This window comes from Pseudomonas putida (assembly GCF_003228315.1).
Taxonomy (GTDB): domain Bacteria; phylum Pseudomonadota; class Gammaproteobacteria; order Pseudomonadales; family Pseudomonadaceae; genus Aquipseudomonas; species Aquipseudomonas putida_S.
Genome location: NZ_CP029693.1, coordinates 1,799,926 through 1,822,048, shown reverse-complemented (window position 1 = coordinate 1,822,048; position 22,123 = coordinate 1,799,926). Strand labels below are relative to the sequence as shown.

Genomic DNA, 22,123 nt, shown 5'->3' with positions numbered 1-22,123 from the left:
GACTTCCTTAGTCGATCAGGACGGTGGCGGTTTCGGCCAGGGCGCGCCAGTCGTCACGCTCCGGGATGCCCGGCTTGCGCACGCCGAACAGCTGGATGACCAGTTCGCCGTCGGCATCGAAACCTTCGTAGCTGGTGATGATGCCATCGACGCTCGGCTTGCGCACACGCCACAGCTCGGTCACGCCGGTGGTCTTGAGGTGCAGGTTGAAATGCGGGTCGAGCACGTTGAACCAGGTGTCCATCCAGCGCAGGTTGCTCACGGGACCTGAGTGGATCTGGATGCAGTGCTTGTTGCCGACGAACACCATGATCGGCACTTCGCCCTTGCCGGCGGCTTCGATGACGTTGGTCAGCTCGACCGTGGCCAGAGGTTCTGCCCACTCGTGGCCGGCCAGGCGCAGGGCCTGGGTGCGCGCCACGTCGTTGCGCTTGAGCAGGGCGAAGAAGTCGTGGGTGTCCTTGAGCTGCGACCATTCGCTGCGCAGGGCGGCAACGTCCACGTCGGCATCGGCGCGCGGGGCCTTGGCTTGTGGCAGCGGTTGCAGGTCCAGTTCGGCGCTTTGTTCTTCGGCGCGGAAACGCTCGACCAGCGGCGCCCAGGCGGCTTCTTCGCTGGTGGCGGTGAGGAAGACTTTATGCACGGCCACGCCCTGGCGGTCGAACACCTGGATGCTGCGCTGCGGGCCACGGGCGGTGGTTTCGTCGATGGCGAACACGCTGGCCCAGCCGCTGAGGAACAGGCGCAGATCGATGTCCGGCGACAGCACCATGCCCATCTGGCCGCTGCCCATCACCGTCACTTCGGCGTACACGCCCTTGCGCTCGTGGACGCAATGTTCGTTGCGGGTCAGCGCCATGATGTAGCCCAGCTCGCCGAGGGCCGGCAGCAGCGCGGCCCACTCGGGACGCAGGCGCACGGCATCGGTACCCAGGCGGCTGGCGGTCAGTTCGGCCTCGCTGACACCCAGCTTGGCGGCGGCATCCCGGGCGCGCAGGCCCGATTGTTCGGCGCGCAGCTGTTGCCAGTCCTGGTACAGCGCCGGGGCAGTGGACAGGGCGGTGGATTGAGCGGTCATGTGAACTCCTTCAGGGTCATCGGTTCGCCGTGAGGGCGAATTCTATGGGTATTTCAACGCGGCTGGGCACGGCCCGGCCGTCGACGATTTCGGGACGGAAACGCCACTGGGCAACGGCTTCCAGCGCGGCTTGATCGAGGCTTTCCACACCCGAGGAACGGGTCAGCACCAGCTTTTGCTGCTGACCACGTTCATCCAGGTGGACCTCGACCCGCACGATGCCTTGCTGATTGCGCCGGCGCGCCGTGTTCGGATAACGCGGTGCCGGTGGCGGGGTGACGAAACTGGGGCGCAGGCTGACCACGGGCGTTGGCGGTGGCGCCGAGTTGATCATGGCCGTGGGCAGGGTGACGGGTGTTTTTGCCGGTGCGGCGGTGGGGGCCGGCGGGGTCGCATTTTGCGCGGTTGAAGCCGGCGCGCTTGCAGGTTGGACCGGACGCGATTCAGCGCGCGGCGGAGTCTGGGGTTGCGGTTTCGCGGGCGGTGCCGCCTTGACGATAGCGGGCTGGTTGCTGACCGGCAGAGGCTTGATGGGGAAGGGATCTGCCTTCGCCGGCACATGGGCCGTCGGCAGCGTGATGGGCTGTCGTACCGGTTCAGTCCGCACAGCGGAGGGCGCTACGGGCTGCGCCACCGACTCAAGGTTGACCAGTTGAATCGCCATCGGCGGCTGCCAGGCCAGGGGTGCGGGCTCTGCGTGAAGCTCACGCAAAAGCCAACCCACGCTCAGGTGCAGCGCAATGGACAGCAGCAGATATCCCCAAAAGTGCTTCATGCACGGTCGTACTTATTATTAAAAAAGAACGCGCATGATAATAATTTGCATTTACAAGTCAAGCTCGTTTATCTTCGCCCCCCGCTGCCAAGCAAGCACTTGTTTTCAGACCGACCCAGAACGGTCTCAAGCGCTGAACACCTAATAAAATCAACTACATGAGGGACTGCCCCAGCCATTGAACGGTCCCGTCAACGACCTGTGACCTGCGACCTGCGCTGTGGTGCCTGCCCGACCATCAGGAGTCAGTTAGATGTCGATTCGCCCGCCATTTGCCAAGCGTCCATGGCTGTCCTTGCTGTTGCTCTCGCCATCGTTGGCCCTGGCTTCCGAGCCCGTGACCCAGTTCGATACCGTCAGCGTCACCGCGACCCGTACCGAGCAGACCCTGCTGCAAGTGCCGAGCACGGTGTCGGTACACACCGAGCGGGAAATCGACCAGCACAACGACAAGGACCTCAAGGACCTGGTGCGCTATGAGCCGGGCGTTTCGGTGGAAGGCACCGGCAGCCGCTTCGGTAACACCGGCGCGACCATCCGTGGCATCAACGGCAACCGCGTCCTGACCCAGGTCGATGGCGTGCGCATGCCGCAGAGCAATTTCTTCAGCCCGTTCCAGGACGTGCGCAGCAACTACGTCGACCTCGACACCATCAAGCAGGTGGAAATCATCCGCGGCCCGGCGTCTTCGCTGTACGGCAGCGACGCCATCGGCGGTGCGGTCAGCTACCTGACCAAGGATGCCGGTGATTACCTGGAAGAGGGCAACGACAGCTACGCCCGGTTCAAGACCGGTTACGACGGCAGCGATGACAGCTGGCAGCGCAGCGCCACCTTCGCCGCCCGCCAGGGTACGGTCGACGGCCTGTTGCACCTGGGGCGTCGCGACGGCCAGTCCACCGACACGTTCGGCGGCACCGGCGGCGTCGGCCCTTCCCGCGAGGAAGCCAACCCGCTGGACTACACCCAGAAAAACCTGCTGGCCAAGCTGGGCTGGGACTACGCCGAAGGCGACCGTTTGCAGTTCACTTACGAAAACTACCAGGATGACGCCGACAGCAACCTGCTCAGCGATGTGGTGACTCGCGCCACCCTGACCAGCCCGGCCATTCTCGGTTCGAAGGCCGAAGACAGCATCGACCGCACCCGCTACAGCCTGGCGCACACCCTGAGCCTGGACAGCCTGCTGGCCGACAAGCTGCAATGGCAGTTGAACTACCAGGAAAGCAGCAACAACCAGAACACCCTCCAGCAGCGCCAGACCACCGCCCGGGTCAACCGCGTGAGGACCCGCGAATCGCAATACGACGAGCGCCTGTGGAGCCTGAACACCCAGCTCGACAAGGAATTCGCCATCGCCGATACCCAGCACCATCTGATCTACGGTGCCGAGGTCAAGCGCATCGATGCCAGCAACCTGCGTACGGGCAAGGAAGTGCGTCTGGACACCGGTGCCACCGTGCCGGCCACCGAGAATTTCCCGGTCAGCGATTTCCCGGATCCGACCAGCGATTCCCTGGGCCTGTTCGTGCAGGACAACATCGAAATCGGCCGCTGGACCCTGCTGCCGGGCGTGCGTTACGACTACTACCGCCAGACCCCGCATGTCACCAATGAGTACCTCAACGGCCTGCCATCGGAGACCGATCCGTCGCGCATCACCGACGATCACATCTCCCCGAAACTGGGCGTGACCTACCAACTGACCGAACACGAAAGCGTGTACGGCCAGTACGCCGCCGGCTTCCGTGCGCCAAGCCCGATCAACATGTTCGGCGAGTTCAGCAACCCGCAATTCGGCTACCAGCAGATCGGCAACCCTGACCTCAAGCCCGAGACCAGTGACAGCTACGAGTTCGGCCTGCGCGGTCGCTACGACCTGGGCAGCTTCGGCATCGCGTTGTTCTACAACAAGTACAAGGACTTCATCGACACCGACACCGTGCCGGATCCGAACGGCACCGGGCTGCTGACCTTCCAGCCACGCAACATCGGCAAGGTCACCATTCGCGGCGCCGAAGCCAAGGGCGATATCAAGCTTGATGCCTTCATGCCAGCCGGCACGCGTGCCCTGGGCTCGATCGCCTACGCCCGTGGCAAGGATGAGGAAACCGGTCAGGCACTCAACAGCGTCGATCCGCTGAAAGCGGTGTTGGGCCTGGGTTATGACGCACCGAGTGGCGTGTACGGCGGCCAGTTGACCTGGACCGTGGTACAGGCCAAGGATCGCGTCGACCACACCGGTGATGCCGACCTGTTGATCAACCGCCAGTTCGAAACCCCGGGTTACGGTGTTGTCGACCTCAATGCCTGGTGGCAGTTGACCGAGCAGGTGTCGATCAACGCCGGGCTGTTCAACCTGACCGACAAGAAGTACTGGAACTGGGGTGACGTGCAGGGCCGCGACGAAAACGCCGCCGGCTTGGGCCGACTGACCCAGCCGGGTCGCTACACGGCGGTGAACCTGATCTGGGAGATCTGATCGGGGGCCAGCGTAACGCTGGCCGCGACACCTGCCCCTGTAGGAGCGAGCCTGCTCGCGATGGCGGTGGGTCAGAGCCAATGATGCTGACTGACCTGACGCCATCGCGAGCAGGCTCGCTCCTACAGGGGATTTGTGTTTACCGCTGCAGGTCAACCAACGCTTTGGAAACGCCCGCACCGTAGAACGGATCGGCCATGGTGCAATGAACAATGTGCCGCTGCTGCACCTCCTGGGAAACCCCGCTGAGCGAGCGTGCGGTGTTTTCGAACAGGGCCTGTTTCTGCACGTCTGTCATCAGGCGGAACAGTTGGCCCGGTTGTTCGAAGTGATCTTCGTCCACGCGATGGTCCCAATGCCCGGCAGCACCGGCTATTTTCAGCGGCGGTTCACGGAAGTCCGGCTGATCGGCCCAGTCACCCTCGCTGTTGGGCACGTACGCCAGTTGCCCACCGTAGTTGCCGTCCACGCGCATGGCGCCGTCACGGTGAAAACTGTGCATCGGGCAGCGCGGGGCATTCACCGGGATCTGGTGATGGTTGACCCCCAGGCGATAGCGCGCGGCATCACCGTAGGAAAACAGCCGCGCCTGCAGCATCCGGTCCGGCGAGAAGCCGATGCCGGGCACCACGTTCGAAGGGGAAAACGCCGCCTGCTCGACTTCGGCAAACACGTTCTGCGGGTTGCGATTAAGTTCTAAGTAACCCACTTCGATCAACGGGTAGTCGTGATGAGACCAGACCTTGGTCAGGTCGAACGGATTGACCTGGTGATCGTGGGCCTGTTCCTCGGTCATGACCTGGATGTAGAAGGTCCAGCGCGGAAAGTTGCCGGCTTCGATGCTGTCGAACAGGTCCCGCTGGTGGCTTTCCCGGTCGCGGCCGATGAGTTCCTGTGACTGCTCATCGCTCAGGTTCTCGATGCCCTGTTGCGACTTGAAGGTAAACTTGACCCAGTGCCGCTCGTTATTGGCGTTGATCAGGCTGAAGGTATGGCTGCCAAAGCCATGCATGTGCCGATAGCTGCGGGGAATGCCGCGCTCGCTCATGACGATGGTCACCTGGTGCAGGGCCTCGGGCAGCGACGTCCAGAAATCCCAGTTGCTTTGCGCGCTGCGCATGCCGGTGCGCGGGTCTCGCTTGACCGCGTGGTTGAGGTCCGGGAAACGCAAGGGATCGCGAAAGAAGAAAACCGGTGTGTTGTTGCCCACCAGATCCCAGTTGCCTTGTTCGGTGTAGAACTTCAGGGCAAAGCCGCGGATATCGCGCTCGGCATCGGCCGCGCCGCGCTCGCCGGCCACGGTGGAGAAACGGGTGAAGATCGGCGTCTGCTTGCCCACCTGCGAGAACAGACGGGCCTTGGTGTAGCGCGTCACGTCATGGGTCACGGTGAAGGTGCCATAGGCGCCGGAACCCTTGGCGTGCATGCGGCGCTCGGGAATCACTTCGCGGTCGAAGTGCGCGAGTTTTTCCAGCAGCCACACATCTTGCAGTAAGGCAGGGCCACGGGGACCGGCGGTCTGGATATTGAAGTTGTCGACGACCGGTGCGCCGTTGATTGAAGTCAATTTATCTTTTGCCATGGCACGGTTGTTCCAGGTTGAGGTTTTAGTTGTGGGAAAGATTGAGTTGGCGGAACTGGAAAGTTGGATAAACAACAAATTATTCGCAGCGCGTTCAACGTCGCCGTTTGAGAATCGCTTCAATACAGGTCAGCAGTTCCCGTGTGTCGAAAGGCTTGGCGAAATAACCCTCTAAAGGTCTTACCTTGGCACTCAGTTTGGGCGGCAAACCTGACTTCCCGGTAATGAACAGCGTCGGGATGTGGGTGTTTCTCAAGGCCAGTCGCTCGTACATCTCCACACCGCCCATGCCGGGCATCTGGATATCCGAAATCAGGCAGTCGGTCTGTTCGGGGCCAGTGGATTGAAGAAAGGCATAGGCACTGTTGTAGGTTTTTACGGTGTAGCCGTAAGAGCGCAATAAACTGTCCAGTGAGATAAGAATGAGTTCGTCATCATCAACAACTGAAATAATAGGTGCGTTAAACATGTAAAGACCTTGCGTCATTGCGAGTGGCGCTAAGTGGCGCCCGCCATACTTGCAAGATACGCGCTCAGAAAAAGCGGAAAAGTATACTTGGGTATGTTTGGTTGTTTTTTAAGTTAATGACGACGGAGTGAAAGTGCATAAGCACCTACAACAGTTGTTCGTGGATCAGGTGATATTCGATAAGCGAGAGAAAACTCGCGTTTTGCCGGGTGCATTCCTCAAAGAAACGTCGACTGGCGCTGTCCTTGTGGGCAATGGCGCATTCGCAGTAATCGCGTAGCAGGGCATCGACGGCGTGCAGTCGACGCGTGCCCCTGGAGATGCCTGTGAGGCATTCGGCAAAACAACCTGGCTCGGGGATGTCATTGAGTTGAGAGAGCGCCTCGTTCTCGGCATGACCACCCAGGTCGGTGATGGCCGTGGTCAGGAAGTCGACATAACCGGCATTGGCCCGCACCAGGCGATGGAACAGTTGCTGCACTGGCAAGAAGCTCACGTTGTGCAGTTTTTGCTGGCTGCGTTTGAGTTGCGCGAGCAACGTCAGCGCGGTACCCAGGGTCTCGGTCAGCGCCTCGATGATCTCGATGCGCTCGGCGGTCGACAGGGAGGTGTGCGCACCATAACGGCTGATGCGTAACGGATGACTGACGATGTACAGCCTGTTCAATGCGTTCATGAAAACCGTCCCCAGGTCGGCGCGCCGGCGCGATGAGTTGATTCATTCCAGAGTTTTTCATTTCAGGTGCCTAGCGTAATTCTCTGCGTGCGCCATAACACTCCTACCTCGGTACGTTGGCCTAGCACATGGGGTAAGGCTCGTCATACCGGGGTATGAGTGGCTAGCACTGAGGTAGAAGTGCCCTGTGCAAACGGGCGCCTTACAGTGCCAGGCAGGCCTGTCTCTGCATCAAGCATCTGCATTGGGCATCTGCATGAAGTGCAGTGGAGAAACCATTCATGTTCAACTTCCTGCAGGCCCACCCGTTGATCTGCGGCGTCATCCTGATCCTTGTCGATCTGGCACTCTGGCAGGCGATCGGCCCCGCGCAACACAACCTGCGCCTGTGCTTGCGCATCGGTATTTTCGTGGCGTTCAGCGCGGTCATGAGCGCAGCCGGGATCAGCCCCCTGCAACCACCGCTGTGGCCGGACGATGCCATCCTCAACCTGATGGGCACGGTGCTGGGGATCGGCTGGTGGCTGTTTTCGGCCCGGACCCTGACCATCATCCTCGGCTATGGCCTGATGTCCCGCGCCGGGCACAGCGCGCGCTTGCTCTACGACTTGATGGGCGCGGTGATTTTCCTGATCGCCATCGTGGCCGCGGCGGCGTATGTGTTGCAGTTGCCGGTAAAGGGCTTGCTGGCGACCTCCGGAGCGATGGCGATCATTGTCGGCCTGGCGCTGCAAAGCACCTTGAGCGATGTGTTTTCCGGGATCGTGCTCAACACCACCAAGCCTTATCAGCTCAATGACCGGATCTCCATCGATGGCACCTCCGGCACGGTGGTGGAGATCGATTGGCGCACCACCCACCTGATGACCGACATGGGCGGCATCGCGGTGGTGCCCAACTCGGTGGCGGCGAAAGCGCGGATCATCAATTTCAGTCGCCCGGAGGATGTGAACGGCATCAGCGTGACCATTGCCGTGCCCAGCAGCGTGCGTCCGCGCCGGGCGATCGATGCCCTGGAAAAAACCTTGCGCGGCACCCGGGCGCTGCTGCAAACCCGCTCGGCCAAGGTCTCGGTCAAGAGTTCGCACCTGGACTACACCGAGTACGAGCTCAAGGGGTTTATCGCGTCTGCCAGGCAAAAGAATGAAGTGTGCAACTTGATGTTCGACCTCGCCCATCGCCACCTCGAAGCGGCCGGTGTCAGCTGGGGTAACGGCGCGGAGGAGCAGCGCTGGAATCGCCAGCGCCAGTTGCTGGAAGATGTGCGGATCTTCCGTTCATTGAGTGGCGATGAACGCGACCGTCTGGCCGGTGAAATGAGGCCGGTGGACTACCAGGCCGACGAAGTCATCCTGGCCTTCGGGGAAGTGGCGGAGTGCCTGATGATCATCAGCACCGGGGTGGTGTCGGTGTCGGTTCACGATGATGAAAAGCTGGTGGAAGCGGGGCGCATGGGGCCGGGTGAGGTGCTGGGCGAGGAGGGGATTCTGGCCGATAAGCCGTCGCGGGGAGAGTTTCGCAGCATCACCAGCGGGCGGTTGTTCCGCATCGAAAAAAACGTGTTCGGCAACCAGCTGGAACACCTCGGCGATCTGAAAAGCGCCCTGAGCCATTTGCAGGACCAGCGCCAGGAAATCCGCGAAACCCTGGTGATGCAAAAGCCGGTGGAGATCAAGCGCGGCGGGTTGTTTCAGTGGTTGCTACAACGCCGATTGTAGGAGCGAGCCTGCTCGCGATGGTCGTCAACGATAACGCGGGCAGCCTGACACCCCGTGCTGTCCTGTCGTGCATCGCGAGCATGCTCGCTCCTACAGGGGGCGTATGGCTCAGGATGGGTATTGCGAGCGCAACAGCGGGCTCCACTGGTCCTGATTGTCCGGACGCCGGTAGTGCACCACCATGCGCCGGGCCACCTGCATCGCCATTTCACGCCCGCAATCGGCTTCGACCAAGGCCAGGGCCAGGTCGATCCCGGCGCTGATGCCGGCGGAGGACCACATCGAGCCCTGTTGCACGAAAATCGCCTCACGGTCGAGTTTGATCTGCGGGAACAGGCGCTCGAACATGTCGGCCATCAACCAGTGGGTCGCCACGCGAAGGCCATCGAGCAGGCCGGCCTGGGCCAGCAGAAAGGTGCCGCTGCACACGCTTGCCATGCGCCGGGCGTGGGTTGCGGTGACGCGTAACCATTCCAACAGCGCGACGTTGTCGGCCATGGCCTGGCGGATTTGCGGCGAGCCAGGGACGATCACGGTGTCGATCGAATCCTGTGCCAATTCGCTCAGGCGTCGGGTTTGCACCACCAGGCCTTCGGCGGTGGGAGCCGGCTTACCGTCCATGCTGGCGGTGTAAAGGGTGTAGCCGGGCAAGCCGCGCTCGGTCAGGTAAAGATTCGCCGCATAAAAAACTGTCTGGGTGCAGGTATGGTCCAGAAGACCCATGCCCGGGTAGGCGACGAACACGATGGTGCGTGGTTGCGCTTGATCAACAGGGGCGGATTGGGGATTGCGGCTCACTTCGCGGGTTGTCACGGCAGGGTCTCCATCTTTGCGATTGGCGGATTCAAGTGGGCTGGCGGTTACTCATCGTCTTGCAGGGCAGTCAACGGGATCGCGAACAGAAACTGCGTGCCGACCCCCACGGTGCTGGCGACCCAAATGCGCCCGCCATGGAATTCGATGATGGAACGGCAGATCGCCAACCCCATGCCCAGGCCATTCTGTTTGGTGGTGAAAAACGGATCGAACAGGGTGGCAAGGATGTCTTGCGCAATGCCGCTGCCACAGTCGGCGACTTCCAGCACGGCTTCGTCGCCGTGCACCGAGGTACCGATACGCAAGGTGCGTGGTCGGTCCTGGATGTCGGCCATCGCTTGGCAGGCATTGATGATCAGGTTGATGATCACTTGCTGCAGTTGCACCCGGTCACCGTTCACGCAAGCACCCTTGGCCTGGGATTGCACTGACAGACGAACCTGATGGCTGGAGATTTCATGCTGCATCAGGCTCAGCGAGTCGCTGACGATATCGTCGAATACTTCCGTCTTGCGCTGCACATCGCTCTGGCGCGACAGCGCGCGGATGCAGGCGATGACTTCCGAGGCCCGGCAGGAATTCTGGATGATCCGGTCCAGTGAGCGGCGCGCCTCATCCAGGTTCGGCTCGGAGCGGTCGATCCAGCGTCTGCAGGATTCACCGCTGGCGATCACTGCCGCCAGCGGCTGATTGATTTCGTGGGCAATGGAGGCGGCCAGTTCGCCCATGGACGTGACGCGTGTGACATGGGCCAGCTTGGCCTGGGAATGAAACAGGGCCTCTTCGGCCTGCCGGGCCGCGGTGACATCCATCACGGCGCCGACATACTCGATACGCCCGTCATGGTTGAACAACGGGTTGGCGATCATGTGTATGTGTTTGATGCGCCCGTCGGGCATGAGCAGACGATGTTCCGCTTCAATGTGATGCTCCTGGCGTACGGCACGCTCGAGAACACTGTCGACAACGCTCAAGTCATCGGGGTGAGTTCGCTCCTTGATGAGCGTGACGGTCGGCGTCAGGTCCAGTGGATACTCGAAGATGCGTGCCGACTCGGCCGACCAGAAGACCGACTCATCCTTGTCGATGATGAAACCGATGCTGCCGGTGTGACTGAGCTTTTGTGCGCCCAGGAAAAAGGCTTCCTTGCGCCGCAGGCTTTCGGACGATTGTTTGCTGCGCAAGGCCAGTAGGGTGATGGTGGTCAGCGCAATCAGGCAGCGTACGAAACCGGCGATCAGCTTGTCGTCACGATAGCCGGCATCGATGATGAAACTGAACGTCAGCAGCGCCATGCAACTGGCCGCGACGGCGATGAAGATCGGCACCGAAAAGATATTCGCCGACATGAACACCAGAGTGATGTAGAGCAGCGTCGGCGCCACATCGGCGTTGAGCATTGAATTGATGATGAAGATCATGCCGCCAACCGCTATGGCGGCTGACCAGGCCATGGCATCCGATAAAAAAAGTTGCTTGCGGCGTTTGATGATAGACATTTGTTCTTCCGGGCTTTTGCTATCTAACGGCAACTCGCGCGGCACTTGTGATGCCGGGCAAACTCTTCATGAGGTTTTTTCTTCTGGTGTTCAGCAGTCTCGATCTGTGTGGAGGGTTGACGCTCAAGAAAAAACGCCCGCCAGAAAAACCAGTGGCGGGCGCTTGGGAAATGTCCCGGACCAGCAAGGAGTGGGCTGTTCGGGATCGGGTGTTCAACTCAGGTTCTGTTCAATCACCGGGCGAAGTCATGCAGATGAGCGGCTGCATCTCTTCGCAGACGATTGAAGGATTGCAAACGCATGACATAGCCCAGCTTGATCGCGGTCGGGCCCAGAATCGTCATGGCGTGGGCCGTGATCAAGCCAGGCAGCGACAGGTACTGGTCCAGGCCGTAGGCCAGCGTGGCGCCGACCACGAGCGCGATCAGCCCGCCGATCAGCAGGGCGTTGGATAACTTCATTACCCGAAAGGGATGTTCAAAAAAATCAAGCATGTCGATCTCCTTTCCAAGCATCTGGAGGTGCCTTGGCCGAGCGGCGGACGGGGTTGCCCTGGTGTGATCCGGACCACCCCGTGCGGCCGGATCAGGCCACCGGAATCAACGGGTCGGCCGCGGCCAGCGCAGCGGCGCGATCGGCTGCCGGCGGATAGATCCACACAGTGTTGATCTGGGTCTTGAGGTCCTTGGCCTCTTGCTTGACCAGCTTGAGCTGGCGATCCCAGCCTTCGGTGAACACCGCGCCCCAGGCGCCGAGGTCCAGGCAGGTCACGTACTTGGGTTGGCTGTAGGCCATCGGTTCCACGCCCAGCAGATCGGCGACCACGTTGTTGCCGGCATAGCGACCCAATGCAATCGCGTGCTGACAGGACATCGCCGCGAAGTTGCCCAGGTTGTCGGTGGCGGCGTAGGCGGTGTCGCCGCTGGCGTAGATATTGGCGTGACCGCGCACTTTCAGGTTCTGGTCGACATGCAGGCGACCCTGATGGTCACGGGCGCCTTCCACTTGTTCGGTCAGGGGGCTGGCGCGGAAACCGACGGTCCAGATCACGGTGCTGGATTCGATGCGCTGGCCATCGGCGAGGGTGACGCCACCGGCATCCACCGAGGCAACGGTGGCGTCCACGATCCACTCGATGCCCAGGTGCTCCGACGCTTCGACGATTGATGGGCGAATGCCGTCGCCCATGGTCGCGGCGATCTGCGGGGCGCGGTCGACCACGATCACACGGATGTCGGCGTTATCACCGAGCACGGCACGTAGGCGCGCCGGCATTTCGGTGGCGGTTTCGATACCGGTGAAACCACCGCCGGCAACGACCACGGTGTTGCGTGCGGTACTGGCCGGCTGGTCTTTCAATGCCTTGATGTGAGTTTCCAGCTGCGCGGCCGATTCGATGGTATCGACGTCGAAAGCGTGCTCAAGCATGCCCGCGACCGGTGGGCGCATCAGGTGGCTGCCGGCAGCCAGTACCAGGCGGTCGTAGCTCAGCTGACCCTGGTCGCCGGAGGCTTTGACATAGCCGACCTGCTTGTTTTTCTCGTCGATGGTTTCGGCCGAACCCTGGACGAATTTAATGCCCACGGCGTCGAACAGATCGTTCAGCGGTGCCTTCATGTTGTGAACGTTCGGCTCGTAAAAACGCGGGCGAATGCGCAGCTCGGCCTGGGGAGCCAGAACGGTGATTTCGACATCGTTCCGATCGTGCTGGTCGAGCAGCCGGGCAGCGCTCAATGCGCTCCAGAGACCACCGAAACCTGCACCAATAATCAAAATCTGCTGTTTCATTGTTTAGCTCCTGAATAACGATCGAGGGCGTGAAATAAGTGATGCGATAAAAGCTCGACCTCGATGGCTTATCAATGCACTGTTGTTTAACAACGCCGGACAGTCAGGGGTGGGCTTCAATCTGGACTAGATGTTATTTGAGGGATTGGCCTATGACACTTCTACATAGGGTCATCTGGAGTATGAGTAGGTATTAGCGGGTTATACCAAGGTGTTAGTGGCGGGTAATTAAAGGGCTTACTTATATCAATCGAGGGCTGTTTCAATGCAGGCGAGTAACTTTTCAGTGGAAAACGGTTTGGGAAAAAAAGCCAAGGGTGTTTTGGCATTGGCGCTGGGTGGGCGCTGTGAATCCGGGTTTCCGCTGATGAAAATGACAGGAATATGAAGGCCTTTGTTCGCCAGCTCTTCATACATCTGGATGCCATCCATATCCGGCATTTGAATATCCGAGATCAACAGGAGTGTCGTTGTTGGTCCATCGGAAAAGAGGAACTCGTGGGCACCCGAATAGGTGCGCACGGTATATCCGCTGGAGCGCAGTAAACTGTCCAGCGCCATTCTTACGGATTCATCGTTATCGACGACGGAGATGATCGCTTCATTGCGCATAGTTGTGTCCTGCCTGGTAGCGAAGAACACCTGGAGGCGCTCCGCCATCACTGCAAGATACGCTGTCCTGAAAGGGCGCACAGTATACGTCGGTATAGTCACCGGACAGTGGGCTGGGCCGCGATGACTTCGGCCATGCGCACCAGGTCGGCAAATGAACGTGCGCCCATCTTGCGCATGGCCTGGCCGCGATGGATTTTCACGGTGATTTCGCTCAGGCCGATTTCGCCGGCGATCTGCTTGTTCATCAGGCCCGAGGCGGCCAGGGCCATGACGGTTTGCTCCCGCGCGGTGAGTGTCTGGTGGCGACCACGCAACTCATCGGCGTGGCGCTCGGATTCGCGACGTTGCTTGTCTCGGCTGTGGGCGGCGCACACCGCATCGATCAAATCCTGCTCGCGAAAGGGTTTGGTCAGGAAGTCCACGGCCCCGGCTTTCATCGCCCGCACGGTCATGGCGATGTCGCCGTGGCCGGTGATGAACACGATGGGCACGTTGATGCCGGCGACGGCCAGCTCGTTTTGAAAGTCCAGGCCGCTGCTGCCTTGCAATCGCACATCCAGGACCAGGCAACTGACCGTATCGGTACGAGGGTACTTCATGAAATCGGCGACCGAGCCGAACAGTTCCACCCGCAGGCCGATGGAGCGCAACAGGCTGCCGAGGGACTCACGCAGGGGTGCATCGTCGTCCACGACGAAAACCATGGATTCACCCGGTGTGATTTTGTTGATGGGGTGTTGTTCGTTCATTGCTTGTTCCCAAGGAGTTGGACGTGCAACCGCCCTGCGCTGTGGTCCTTGCGTAGGACGCTACATTAAGGGCATGCGTGGCTTGAGGCATTCATACCTGCAGGTACTGGTACAACGCCTTGGTATGGCTGCTTCATACCAAGGTATTAGATGGCTGCTGCAAAGCCCGAATCGTTGGCGACCCGTATCGGCAGGGCGAACAGAAACGAGCTGCCCCGGCCGGGGACGCTGCTGGCCCAGATCCGTCCTTCATGGAAGTCGATGATCGAGCGGCAAATGGACAGACCCATGCCCAGGCCGTTTTCCTTGGTGGTGAAAAACGGCATGAACAAATGCGGCAGCACCTCGGCGGAGATGCCCGGGCCTTGATCGGCGACTTCCAGCACCACCTCGTTGTCCTTGACCCAGGTGCGGATGCTCAAGGCGCGCTCATCCGGGCTGATCGCGTCCATGGCCTGGCAGGCATTGATGATCAGGTTGATGATCACTTGCTGCAGTTGCACACGATCGGCGCTGACCTGGCTGGCGAATGCGCTCAACTCGATTGTCGGGTTGATCTTGTGGTGAGCCAGCTCGTAGCGGACCAGGCTCAGGGTCTCGTTGACGATGTCGTTGAGCGATTCGTTCTGGCGCAGCGGATCGGATTTGCGTGACAGCGCCCTGACGCGACGGGTGATTTCGCTGGCGCGATGGGAGCTGAGGAGGATTCGCTCCAGTGACTGGCGCGCCTCCACCAGATCGGGCTGCGCACGGCTCAGCCAATTGCGGCAAGCCTCGCCGCTGCTCGTGATGGCGGCCAGCGGCTGATTGACTTCATGGGCAATGGACGCCGCCAGCTCTCCCAGTGAGGTGACGCGCGATACATGGGCCAGTTGGGTCTGGGCCCGGCACAAGGCTTCTTCGGCGAGCTTGCTGGCGGTCACATCGCACAGCGCGCCAAGGTAGTCGATATAGCCCAGGTGGCTGTTGAGCGGGGTGGCGGTCATGTGCACATGCTTGATGCGTCCATCGGGCATCAACAGTCGATGCTTGACCTCGATCAGTGGCTCGCGGCGCTTCGCCTTGTCGAAAGCCGCCTGCACCAGCGGTACATCCGCCGGGTGGGTTCGCGCCAGGAGCATCGACAGTGTCGGCGTGACGCCCACCGGGTATTCGTAGATCCGTGCCGACTGGTCCGACCAGGAGAGCTGCTCGCGACCGCTGCGAAAGCCCATGCAGCCGGTCTGGCTCAACTGCTGGGAGCCGGAAAAGTAAATCACCCGGTGCTGCAATCCATCACTGGTCTTTTTGCAGCGCAGGGCCAGCAGGGCGACCACCGCCAGCAGGCTCAGGTCGCGCAAGAAGTCCGCTGTCCTGTCCCAACTTTCGAATCCGCCTTGGTAGAGGAACGCCGTCGTCTGCGTCAGCACGCCCATCAGCGCGACCAGGATCACCACGCTGATCGAAAACAGGTTGATCGCCATCAGCATCACCGCGATGCACAGGGTGGCGGTGGGGAAGTCGGCGCGGGTTTCGGTATTGATGATGATCCCGCAGGCCACGATCAGTCCCATCAGCCAGGCCAGCAGGTTCTCGAAGGGTTTGAGGCTGATGGCTGTCCTGGGGCGGGTCGTCCTTTGGCCTGAGTTGAACAGCATCTTGCGCAAGCTCACTTTCAAGAAGGAAGGCGTCAAAAAGGAACGCGCGCGGCGTGCGTGCGCAGGTTTTTCCGTTTTCGAATCGATCATGCGCGCCTCGTCTTTTTCTTCGGGCTGGGCGGTAAATCGCATCGCTATGCTAGGAGCAACGGTTCTCATTCGGTTAGGACAAAAAACCCGAAATATCTGCCACGTCGCTGGACATAACCCATTTATTGCATTGGGTTTTTTTGCCGATTTTGCCTTGGCGGCCGCCGCACCCGGGCTATACGCGAGTATTAGCGTGCGCACCCATCGCATTATCGCGCTGACCCCATGTACGACAGACGTTTCAAGCGCATCGCCATAACCTGTGCCTGTACCTCCCGAACTCAATGGCCGCGTGCCGGGTAGCGAATCCCATGAACAGAAATGACCTGCGTCGTGCCGACATCAACCTGCTGGTGGTTTTCGAGACGATGATGCATGAGCGAAACGTCAGCCGCGTCGGCGAGAAACTCTTCCTGGGCCAGCCCACCATCAGCGGTGCGTTGGGCCGGTTGCGGGTGCTGTTCGATGACCCGTTGTTCATTCGTTGCGGACGGGCCATGGAGCCGACGCTGCGGGCCGAGGAAATCTTCGCCAACCTGTCGCCGGCGCTGGACGGCATCGCCGCCGCGTTGAGTCGCTGCCAGGCGTTCGATCCGCGCACCAGCGAGGCGACGTTTCACATAGGGCTTTCCGACGATGTCGAATACGCGCTGCTGCCCCGGCTGTTGCGTCAACTGCGGCTCGACGCGCCGAACATCCGCCTGATCGTGCGGCGGGTTGATCAGCAGCAGATGTCGCAAAGGCTGGTCAACGGCGACATTTCCATGGGCATCAGTCACACCCATGACTTGCCGGCCAATGCACGCCGCAAAGCCTTGCGGCCGATTCGGCCGATGTTGCTGCGGGCCGATGGACGATCCGGCGCAGTGGGGCTGGATGAATTCTGCCGACGCCCCCATGCGGTGGTGTCGTCCATGGGCAGCGCGAGCGATGACACGGATCAAGCGCTGAATCTGTTGGGCCTGCAGCGCAAGGTGGTGCTGACCGTGCCGCAGTTCAGCGCACTGCCGGTGTTGCTGGCGCAAAGCGATTTGCTGGCGATCGTGCCGGATTACGTGGCCAAGGCGATGGCCTTGACGGGAGGATTGCGGGCTGAACCGGCACCGCTGTCATTGCCGGCGCAGGAGCTTTCGATGGTGTGGCGCGCGGCGACGCACAACGATCCGGGTGAGCGCTGGTTGCGCTCGCGTTGCAATGCGTTTCTGTGTGAGCCGGTCGAGTTGCAGGTGGTGCCCAAATCCCGACCGGCGCTGCACAACGATCAGGCCTTGCTGGCGGCCAGGTAAGCGCCCAGGCGCTTGCCCATTTCCTCGCCCAGGGCCTGCAGGCCGCTCATGGGCCGGACCATCACTTCGAAATCGATGATTTTGCCCTGCTCATTGAAGCGGATCATGTCGATGCCCTTGAGCTGTTTATCACCGACTTTGGCGCTGAATTCGAGGATGACATTCAAGCCGTCGGCGGTCGCCAGTTCACGGTGGTAGGCAAAGTCTTCGAACACCTTGGACACCGTGTTGAGGATCATCGACACCACCGGCGCGCCCGGATACGGGGTGTGCGCCATCGGGGAGCGAAACACCGCTTGCGGGTCCAGCAGGCTGGGCAGGGCCTTGAGATCGCCGGTGCGGATCATCGCGTGCCACAGGCTCAGGGACTCGGCGGCCTTGGGGTGCAGTTGCAGTTCAGACATGGTCAACTCCTGTTTTTTTGTTGTTGTTCAAACCTTGCTTGATGCGGTGTCGGCCAGATGCCTTGCGATCACCTGCGCGGCGTCGTCGGCCCAGACGCTGTAGATCGCCGGGCCCGGATGAAAACCGTCCCGCGCCATCGAGCCCGCCACGGGCGCCAGATGGGTGGTGAGCATCCTACAGCGATCCGTGCGATTGGCCAGTAATGCGAGATGCGTGTTGAACCGTGCGGCGCGATAGCCCAGATACCAGCGCAGCGGCTGCGGCAGGGCTGGAAACAGGTGCATGGGGGGAAGCGGGGAGAAGACGATCAGCCGGGCTGCGAACCTGTCGGTCAGCACTTCGATCAACTGGCGTTGCCGGGCGATCCACTGATCGGCCGTCAGCTGGCTGATGACGTCGTTGACGCCGATGGACAGCAGCACCACATCGAAGGGTTGCGACGCTTGCTGTTGCAGGTGTTCGAGCAAACCCTGGGAGTCCAGCCCCGACTGCGCCCGCAGTGCCCAGCACACCCGGTGAGTCCTGGCCAGGCGGCTGACCAACTGGCCGCTCAACGCTTCGCTTTGGGACTGTGCGCCGACACCCGCCGCCGCGCTGTCGCCGAGGATCAGCAAGCGCAAGACATCGCCAGCACCCGCCACACCTTCGCGTTCGCCCTCGGCTTCCGGCAATTTCGGCGTGACCCGACGGGTGTAGGCGCCCTGCATGAGCAGCAGGGGGCCGAGCAGGATTTTGGCCAGGGTTTCGGTTTTGCTCATACACAGGGAACCGGAAAAAAGAGCCTTAGACTCGCTCAAACACCTGCCAGGCGTCCATCACTGTGGGAGCGAGCCTGCTCGCGATGGACGTCAACGATAACGCGCACTGTCTGGTACCCCGCGTTGCTCTTGCCACCATCGCGAGCAGGCTCGCTCCTACAGGGGATGTGTCATTCGACAGATACGAAAAAGCCCGGCTGATCAGGCCGGGCTTTTTGCGCTTGTTGCGGTAATGCGAAGGGTTCAGGCGACGGTGTTGCCTTGCAGGCGATCGGAGCCATCAGCGGCGACGGTGTTGCCTTGCAGGCGGTCAGAGCCATCTGCGGCGACGGTGTTGCCTTGCAGACGGTCGGAGCCATCGGCAGCGACGGTGTTGCCTTGCAGGCGGTCGGAGCCATCGGCAGCGACGGTGTTGCCTTGCAGGCGGTCAGAGCCATCGGCAGCGACGCGATTTTCAATCAGGCGGTCAGAGCCACCTTCAGCCACACGGCTTTCGATCAGACGATCCGAGCCGCCTTCAGCGACTACAGGTTGAGCAGAGGTAGCGGCGAAAGCGTTAACTGCGAAAACCGAGAAAGCGATGCTGAGGAGGGTCTGGCGTTTCATGATCGTGTGCTCCGGGGTGTTATTGGTTGGTATGGAGCAGATGTTACGCCGGACAGTTTTTAAGAGAACTTCATTGAGTTAATGGTGACTATTGATGCAGTCAATGGTGGATGCGATGACCCCCTGTAGGAGCGAGCCTGCTCGCGATGGACGCGAGGGCGCCGTGGGGAATCAGGTAGCCAGCGTAATCGTTGACGACCATCGCGAGCAGGCTCGCTCCTACAGGGGCAGGGCGGGTTATTGATCGGTCACGCACAACTCCCCGGTAGCGCGGATCAGGGCCTGGCCATGCAAGGCGTCCTTGATCAGGTCGGAGCGTTGTTCGGCCAGCCAGACCGGGCATTGCGGGTCGACGCGGTAGGGTTGGAAGGCAGCGTATTGGCGCAACATCAGCGCCTGCAATTGGTCCAGTTTCGGCCGCAGCTTGTTCAGGTCCGGCCGTGGCACATCGGGTGCCCGGTGCGCAGCTTGCCATTGCGCGATCAAGCCGTATTGCACCAGCTTGTTGGCTTCGATCTGGGCGGCGACCAGATCAGCGGCTTCATCGGGATTGAGCTTGTGCTCGGCGGCCTGTTTCCTGGCGTTGGTGATCACCAGCGTTTCGCGGGCCGTGTCCTGGATCGGCTTGCCACTGTCCCACTTGGTCAGCGCGACTTCATCGGCGATGTTCAGGCGCTCGTTGATGGTGGCCAGCAGCGGTTGCAAGGTTTCCGGTGCCGGGGAGGGCGCCGCGGCGTGGGTGACTCCGGCGAGCAGGCAGGACAGGGCGCAGGTCAGCAGTTGCGGCAGGCGTAGGCAGTGAAACATAAGCAAACCTCTTGGACACGGGAGCACTCAGGCCTTATGTAACACAGCCGGGCCTGATGAACGATAGTTCAAGAGTGTCATTGCTGATACACAAGTGAACCGGCGAGTCAGTCAACCGCGAGCAAGCGCTCGAGTTGTGCCAGCTCCCAGGTGCTGAGCAGACTCACCGGATCGGTGCCGAAGCGTTGCCCGCCATCGAATACCCGACCGTCCGGGCTCTGGCCATGCAGGCAGTGACGCAAGTGGGTGCCGTCGACATCGAGCGTCATTCGCCAGCCCTCGATATCGACCTGAATCGGGCCGGGTTCGGGGTGTTGATCCAGACGTGTGAGCGGACGCAGTTCCAGGGCGGTGTCGCGCAATTGCTGGTACACCTCGCGAGCAGTCAGGGTCGGCACGGGCATCTCCGTTGGCTGGGGCTGCACAGAATACCCCTGTAGGAGCGAGCCTGCTCGCGATGGAGACCCGGACAACGCGGGCATTCAGACAGCCAGCGTAATCGTTGACGTCCATCGCGAGCAGGCTCGCTCCTACAATCGATACGGCCGGGCCGCCCTCACTCAGGCAACCCGGCCAGTCGCAGCCCTTCGGAAAACCGTGCAAGATCCTCCGGCCGCTGAATCGGCAGCCAGTCCTTGAGCCGGGCGATGCGCAAACCAGGATCCAGCTCCCGCAAACGCTGCATCGCCTGTGCAGCCTTGCCCATATCGCCACTGAGGGCATGACAGGCGGGCAACAGTGCCGCGACAGGCAGCAGGGTCGGGAGATTTCTCAAGGCCTTTTCCGCCCATTCCGCAGCGCAGTCGTAGCGCCCGGCAAAAAAATGCGAGAGGGCCATGCCCACCTGCATTCTGTACATCTCCGGGTCCAGGGGACTCAGGCGCGCGGCATGGGTCAGATCCTTGATGGCCGATTCGCAATCCCCCCGCAGCGTGCGCAGAATACCGCCGAGGAACCAGGCCGGGGCCAGGTTGGGGTTGAGCAGGCGCGCGCGGTCGAGCAGTGCGATGCCGCCATCGACATCACCGGCCAGATGGGCCAGCGCATGCCCTGCGCGAGTCAACGCCACGGCGTCATCCCGCCCCAGCTCCACCGCCAGCCGCGCCAGCCGCACGCCTTCGGCAATTTCCCGGTCGCGGTCGGTCAGCCAGCCATTCAACTTGCGCCAGAAATGGCACCAGGCAGCCATGCCGTAGGCCGAGGCAAACTCCGGGTCCAGCTCGATGGCTTTGTAGAACAGCGGCAGTGCCAGATCCAGCGCCTCTCGGGTGCCGCTGTGAAGCTTGGCCATGCCACGCAGGTAATAGTCGTAGGCGCCCAGGCTCTCGGTCGGTTTATGCTTGGCGCGTTCGATTTCCGCCCGCTCCAGTTGCGGCGCGATGGCGCCCACCACGCTTTCGGCGATCTGGTCCTGCAGTTCGAAAATGTCATCGAGCAGCCCTTCAAAGCGTTCCGCCCAAATGTGCGTCCCGCTCCGGGCATCGATCAGTTGCCCGGTGATGCGCACCTTGTTCCCGCTTTTGCGCACGCTGCCCTCCAGCACATAGCGCACGCCGAGCGCCTGGCCGACGCCCATGACGTCCACCGAACGGCCCTTGTAGGTGAAGCTGGAATTGCGCGCGATGACAAACAGCCAGCGGATGCGCGCGAGGGCAGCGGTGATGTCCTCCACCATGCCGTCGGCGAAATACTCCTGTTCCGGATCGCCGCTGAGGTTGTGGAAGGGCAGGACCATGATGGACGGTTTGTCCGGCAGGCTTGGTGTGGGTGAAGGTTCTGCAGAAGGCTCTGGGGAAGCGAGCGGCGCGGGCTGGCCGATGTCCCGTTCCTCGGTCAAAGGCCCCGTGTCGCTGTCCTTCAACTCGGCAACGAAGCGGTAGCCCTTGCGCGCCACCGTGCGCACCAGGCGCTGTTCCTCGCCGGTGTCGCCGATGGCCTTGCGCACCGCATTAATGTGGCTGGTGATGGTCGATTCCGAGACGATGCGCCCGGCCCACACCGCCTTGAGCAGGTCATCCTTGCTGATCACCCGCTCGTGGTGGCTGACCAGCAGCAACAACAGATCAAAGACCTGCGGCCCGACGGTCACGACCTGCCCACGCTGGGTCAGCTCCCGGCGATCCTGATCGAGTACGAAATCTTCAAACGCGAATGGCAAAGTGAGAATCCCCCGTCCGGATGCCCTCGATTCCACGTGCGCGCTGGCGACAGCGCGTGATGTCGATGATACGGCAGGCAAGCGTCGTAGCCCACCGCTGGCGTTGAACGATGACGCGCACCCACATCC

Annotated in this window: 22 protein-coding genes; 4 read left to right on the top strand and 18 right to left on the bottom strand. The window is 61.3% G+C overall.

The window, feature by feature from the left end:
- Nucleotides 1-7: 7 nt before the first annotated feature.
- Entirely contained in the window at nucleotides 8-1,078 is a 1,071-nt protein-coding gene (locus tag DKY63_RS08305) for a hemin-degrading factor (protein WP_110963670.1), read from the bottom strand.
- A gap of 16 nt (nucleotides 1,079-1,094) precedes the next feature.
- The gene (locus DKY63_RS08300; RefSeq protein WP_110963669.1) at nucleotides 1,095-1,853 is read right to left on the bottom strand and encodes an energy transducer TonB; all 759 of its coding nucleotides are present in this window, start codon (nucleotides 1,851-1,853) and stop codon (nucleotides 1,095-1,097) included.
- Nucleotides 1,854-2,106: 253 nt separating this feature from the next.
- On the opposite strand from DKY63_RS08300, the gene DKY63_RS08295 reads away from it, so the two are divergent.
- The gene (locus DKY63_RS08295) at nucleotides 2,107-4,335 is read left to right on the top strand and encodes a TonB-dependent hemoglobin/transferrin/lactoferrin family receptor (protein ID WP_110963668.1); all 2,229 of its coding nucleotides are present in this window, start codon (nucleotides 2,107-2,109) and stop codon (nucleotides 4,333-4,335) included.
- A 139-nt stretch (nucleotides 4,336-4,474) separates the two neighbouring features.
- Here DKY63_RS08295 and DKY63_RS08290 read toward each other — a convergent pair whose 3' ends face one another.
- The 3 genes from DKY63_RS08290 to DKY63_RS08280 form a co-directional block, all read right to left on the bottom strand.
- Nucleotides 4,475-5,917 (bottom strand): catalase, encoded by a 1,443-nt coding sequence (locus tag DKY63_RS08290; protein ID WP_110963667.1) that lies wholly within the window; start codon nucleotides 5,915-5,917, stop codon nucleotides 4,475-4,477.
- A gap of 94 nt (nucleotides 5,918-6,011) precedes the next feature.
- A complete protein-coding gene (locus DKY63_RS08285; RefSeq protein ID WP_110967884.1) occupies nucleotides 6,012-6,386 on the bottom strand; it encodes a response regulator transcription factor in 375 nt (124 codons plus the stop codon).
- Between the two features lie 145 nt (nucleotides 6,387-6,531).
- Entirely contained in the window at nucleotides 6,532-7,062 is a 531-nt protein-coding gene (locus tag DKY63_RS08280; RefSeq protein ID WP_110963666.1) for a hypothetical protein, read from the bottom strand.
- Between the two features lie 281 nt (nucleotides 7,063-7,343).
- Here DKY63_RS08280 and DKY63_RS08275 point away from each other — a divergent pair, with 281 nt between their 5' ends.
- Nucleotides 7,344-8,780, top strand: a complete 1,437-nt coding sequence (locus DKY63_RS08275) for a mechanosensitive ion channel family protein (protein ID WP_110963665.1) — start codon at nucleotides 7,344-7,346, stop codon at nucleotides 8,778-8,780.
- 108 nt (nucleotides 8,781-8,888) lie between these two features.
- Here the strand turns inward: DKY63_RS08275 and DKY63_RS08270 are convergent, their stop codons facing one another.
- The 7 genes from DKY63_RS08270 to DKY63_RS08240 all read right to left on the bottom strand — a co-directional run bounded on the left by DKY63_RS08270 (nucleotide 8,889) and on the right by DKY63_RS08240 (nucleotide 15,884).
- Nucleotides 8,889-9,593, bottom strand: coding sequence for an AraC family transcriptional regulator (locus DKY63_RS08270; protein ID WP_343327510.1), 705 nt, complete (start codon nucleotides 9,591-9,593; stop codon nucleotides 8,889-8,891).
- Between the two features lie 47 nt (nucleotides 9,594-9,640).
- Nucleotides 9,641-11,095, bottom strand: a complete 1,455-nt coding sequence (locus DKY63_RS08265; protein ID WP_110963664.1) for an ATP-binding protein — start codon at nucleotides 11,093-11,095, stop codon at nucleotides 9,641-9,643.
- A 233-nt stretch (nucleotides 11,096-11,328) separates the two neighbouring features.
- Entirely contained in the window at nucleotides 11,329-11,589 is a 261-nt protein-coding gene (locus DKY63_RS08260) for a transmembrane sensor/regulator PpyR (RefSeq protein WP_110963663.1), read from the bottom strand.
- A gap of 91 nt (nucleotides 11,590-11,680) precedes the next feature.
- On the bottom strand, nucleotides 11,681-12,883 hold the full coding sequence (locus DKY63_RS08255; RefSeq protein ID WP_110963662.1) for an NAD(P)/FAD-dependent oxidoreductase: 1,203 nt from the start codon (nucleotides 12,881-12,883) through the stop codon (nucleotides 11,681-11,683).
- Between the two features lie 246 nt (nucleotides 12,884-13,129).
- The gene (locus DKY63_RS08250) at nucleotides 13,130-13,495 is read right to left on the bottom strand and encodes a response regulator transcription factor (protein WP_110967882.1); all 366 of its coding nucleotides are present in this window, start codon (nucleotides 13,493-13,495) and stop codon (nucleotides 13,130-13,132) included.
- Between the two features lie 98 nt (nucleotides 13,496-13,593).
- Nucleotides 13,594-14,247 carry a response regulator transcription factor gene (locus DKY63_RS08245; protein WP_110963661.1) on the bottom strand — a complete coding sequence of 218 codons (654 nt, stop codon included), beginning with the start codon at nucleotides 14,245-14,247 and terminating at the stop codon, nucleotides 13,594-13,596.
- 146 nt (nucleotides 14,248-14,393) lie between these two features.
- Nucleotides 14,394-15,884, bottom strand: a complete 1,491-nt coding sequence (locus DKY63_RS08240) for a PAS domain-containing sensor histidine kinase (RefSeq protein WP_110967881.1) — start codon at nucleotides 15,882-15,884, stop codon at nucleotides 14,394-14,396.
- Between the two features lies 1 nt (nucleotide 15,885).
- Here DKY63_RS08240 and DKY63_RS32150 point away from each other — a divergent pair, with 1 nt between their 5' ends.
- Together DKY63_RS32150 and DKY63_RS08235 are read left to right on the top strand one after the other, a co-directional pair.
- Nucleotides 15,886-16,233 (top strand): hypothetical protein, encoded by a 348-nt coding sequence (locus DKY63_RS32150; RefSeq protein ID WP_162634886.1) that lies wholly within the window; start codon nucleotides 15,886-15,888, stop codon nucleotides 16,231-16,233.
- 52 nt (nucleotides 16,234-16,285) lie between these two features.
- Nucleotides 16,286-17,260, top strand: coding sequence for a LysR family transcriptional regulator (locus DKY63_RS08235; RefSeq protein WP_110963660.1), 975 nt, complete (start codon nucleotides 16,286-16,288; stop codon nucleotides 17,258-17,260).
- On the opposite strand, the gene DKY63_RS08230 is transcribed toward DKY63_RS08235, so the two are convergent.
- The 6 genes from DKY63_RS08230 to DKY63_RS08205 form a co-directional block, all read right to left on the bottom strand.
- Complete coding sequence (locus DKY63_RS08230) at nucleotides 17,236-17,664, bottom strand: nuclear transport factor 2 family protein (protein WP_110963659.1); 429 nt, start codon at nucleotides 17,662-17,664, stop codon at nucleotides 17,236-17,238. The genes DKY63_RS08235 and DKY63_RS08230 overlap by 25 nt on opposite strands.
- Before the next feature lie 27 nt (nucleotides 17,665-17,691).
- The gene (locus DKY63_RS08225) at nucleotides 17,692-18,423 is read right to left on the bottom strand and encodes an SGNH/GDSL hydrolase family protein (protein WP_110963658.1); all 732 of its coding nucleotides are present in this window, start codon (nucleotides 18,421-18,423) and stop codon (nucleotides 17,692-17,694) included.
- A gap of 243 nt (nucleotides 18,424-18,666) precedes the next feature.
- On the bottom strand, nucleotides 18,667-19,029 hold the full coding sequence (locus tag DKY63_RS08220) for a hypothetical protein (protein WP_110963657.1): 363 nt from the start codon (nucleotides 19,027-19,029) through the stop codon (nucleotides 18,667-18,669).
- A 237-nt stretch (nucleotides 19,030-19,266) separates the two neighbouring features.
- Nucleotides 19,267-19,836 carry a chorismate mutase gene (locus tag DKY63_RS08215; RefSeq protein ID WP_110963656.1) on the bottom strand — a complete coding sequence of 190 codons (570 nt, stop codon included), beginning with the start codon at nucleotides 19,834-19,836 and terminating at the stop codon, nucleotides 19,267-19,269.
- Between the two features lie 107 nt (nucleotides 19,837-19,943).
- Nucleotides 19,944-20,234, bottom strand: coding sequence for a DUF7693 family protein (locus DKY63_RS08210; protein WP_110963655.1), 291 nt, complete (start codon nucleotides 20,232-20,234; stop codon nucleotides 19,944-19,946).
- Between the two features lie 158 nt (nucleotides 20,235-20,392).
- Nucleotides 20,393-21,994, bottom strand: coding sequence for a winged helix-turn-helix domain-containing protein (locus DKY63_RS08205; RefSeq protein WP_110963654.1), 1,602 nt, complete (start codon nucleotides 21,992-21,994; stop codon nucleotides 20,393-20,395).
- Between the last annotated feature and the right edge of the window lie 129 nt (nucleotides 21,995-22,123).

Coding starts and splice junctions, on each gene's coding strand:
- DKY63_RS08305 (WP_110963670.1), bottom strand. CDS start 1,078: ATGACCGCTCAATCCACCGCCCTGTCCACTGCCCCGGCGCTGTACCAG.
- DKY63_RS08295 (WP_110963668.1), top strand. CDS start 2,107: ATGTCGATTCGCCCGCCATTTGCCAAGCGTCCATGGCTGTCCTTGCTG.
- DKY63_RS08255 (WP_110963662.1), bottom strand. CDS start 12,883: ATGAAACAGCAGATTTTGATTATTGGTGCAGGTTTCGGTGGTCTCTGG.
- DKY63_RS08260 (WP_110963663.1), bottom strand. CDS start 11,589: ATGCTTGATTTTTTTGAACATCCCTTTCGGGTAATGAAGTTATCCAAC.
- DKY63_RS08250 (WP_110967882.1), bottom strand. CDS start 13,495: ATGCGCAATGAAGCGATCATCTCCGTCGTCGATAACGATGAATCCGTA.
- DKY63_RS08280 (WP_110963666.1), bottom strand. CDS start 7,062: ATGAACGCATTGAACAGGCTGTACATCGTCAGTCATCCGTTACGCATC.
- DKY63_RS08265 (WP_110963664.1), bottom strand. CDS start 11,095: ATGTCTATCATCAAACGCCGCAAGCAACTTTTTTTATCGGATGCCATG.
- DKY63_RS08235 (WP_110963660.1), top strand. CDS start 16,286: ATGAACAGAAATGACCTGCGTCGTGCCGACATCAACCTGCTGGTGGTT.
- DKY63_RS08245 (WP_110963661.1), bottom strand. CDS start 14,247: ATGAACGAACAACACCCCATCAACAAAATCACACCGGGTGAATCCATG.
- DKY63_RS08215 (WP_110963656.1), bottom strand. CDS start 19,836: ATGTTTCACTGCCTACGCCTGCCGCAACTGCTGACCTGCGCCCTGTCC.
- DKY63_RS08290 (WP_110963667.1), bottom strand. CDS start 5,917: ATGGCAAAAGATAAATTGACTTCAATCAACGGCGCACCGGTCGTCGAC.
- DKY63_RS08230 (WP_110963659.1), bottom strand. CDS start 17,664: ATGTCTGAACTGCAACTGCACCCCAAGGCCGCCGAGTCCCTGAGCCTG.
- DKY63_RS08220 (WP_110963657.1), bottom strand. CDS start 19,029: ATGAAACGCCAGACCCTCCTCAGCATCGCTTTCTCGGTTTTCGCAGTT.
- DKY63_RS08300 (WP_110963669.1), bottom strand. CDS start 1,853: ATGAAGCACTTTTGGGGATATCTGCTGCTGTCCATTGCGCTGCACCTG.
- DKY63_RS08285 (WP_110967884.1), bottom strand. CDS start 6,386: ATGTTTAACGCACCTATTATTTCAGTTGTTGATGATGACGAACTCATT.
- DKY63_RS08275 (WP_110963665.1), top strand. CDS start 7,344: ATGTTCAACTTCCTGCAGGCCCACCCGTTGATCTGCGGCGTCATCCTG.
- DKY63_RS08240 (WP_110967881.1), bottom strand. CDS start 15,884: ATGCTGTTCAACTCAGGCCAAAGGACGACCCGCCCCAGGACAGCCATC.
- DKY63_RS08225 (WP_110963658.1), bottom strand. CDS start 18,423: ATGAGCAAAACCGAAACCCTGGCCAAAATCCTGCTCGGCCCCCTGCTG.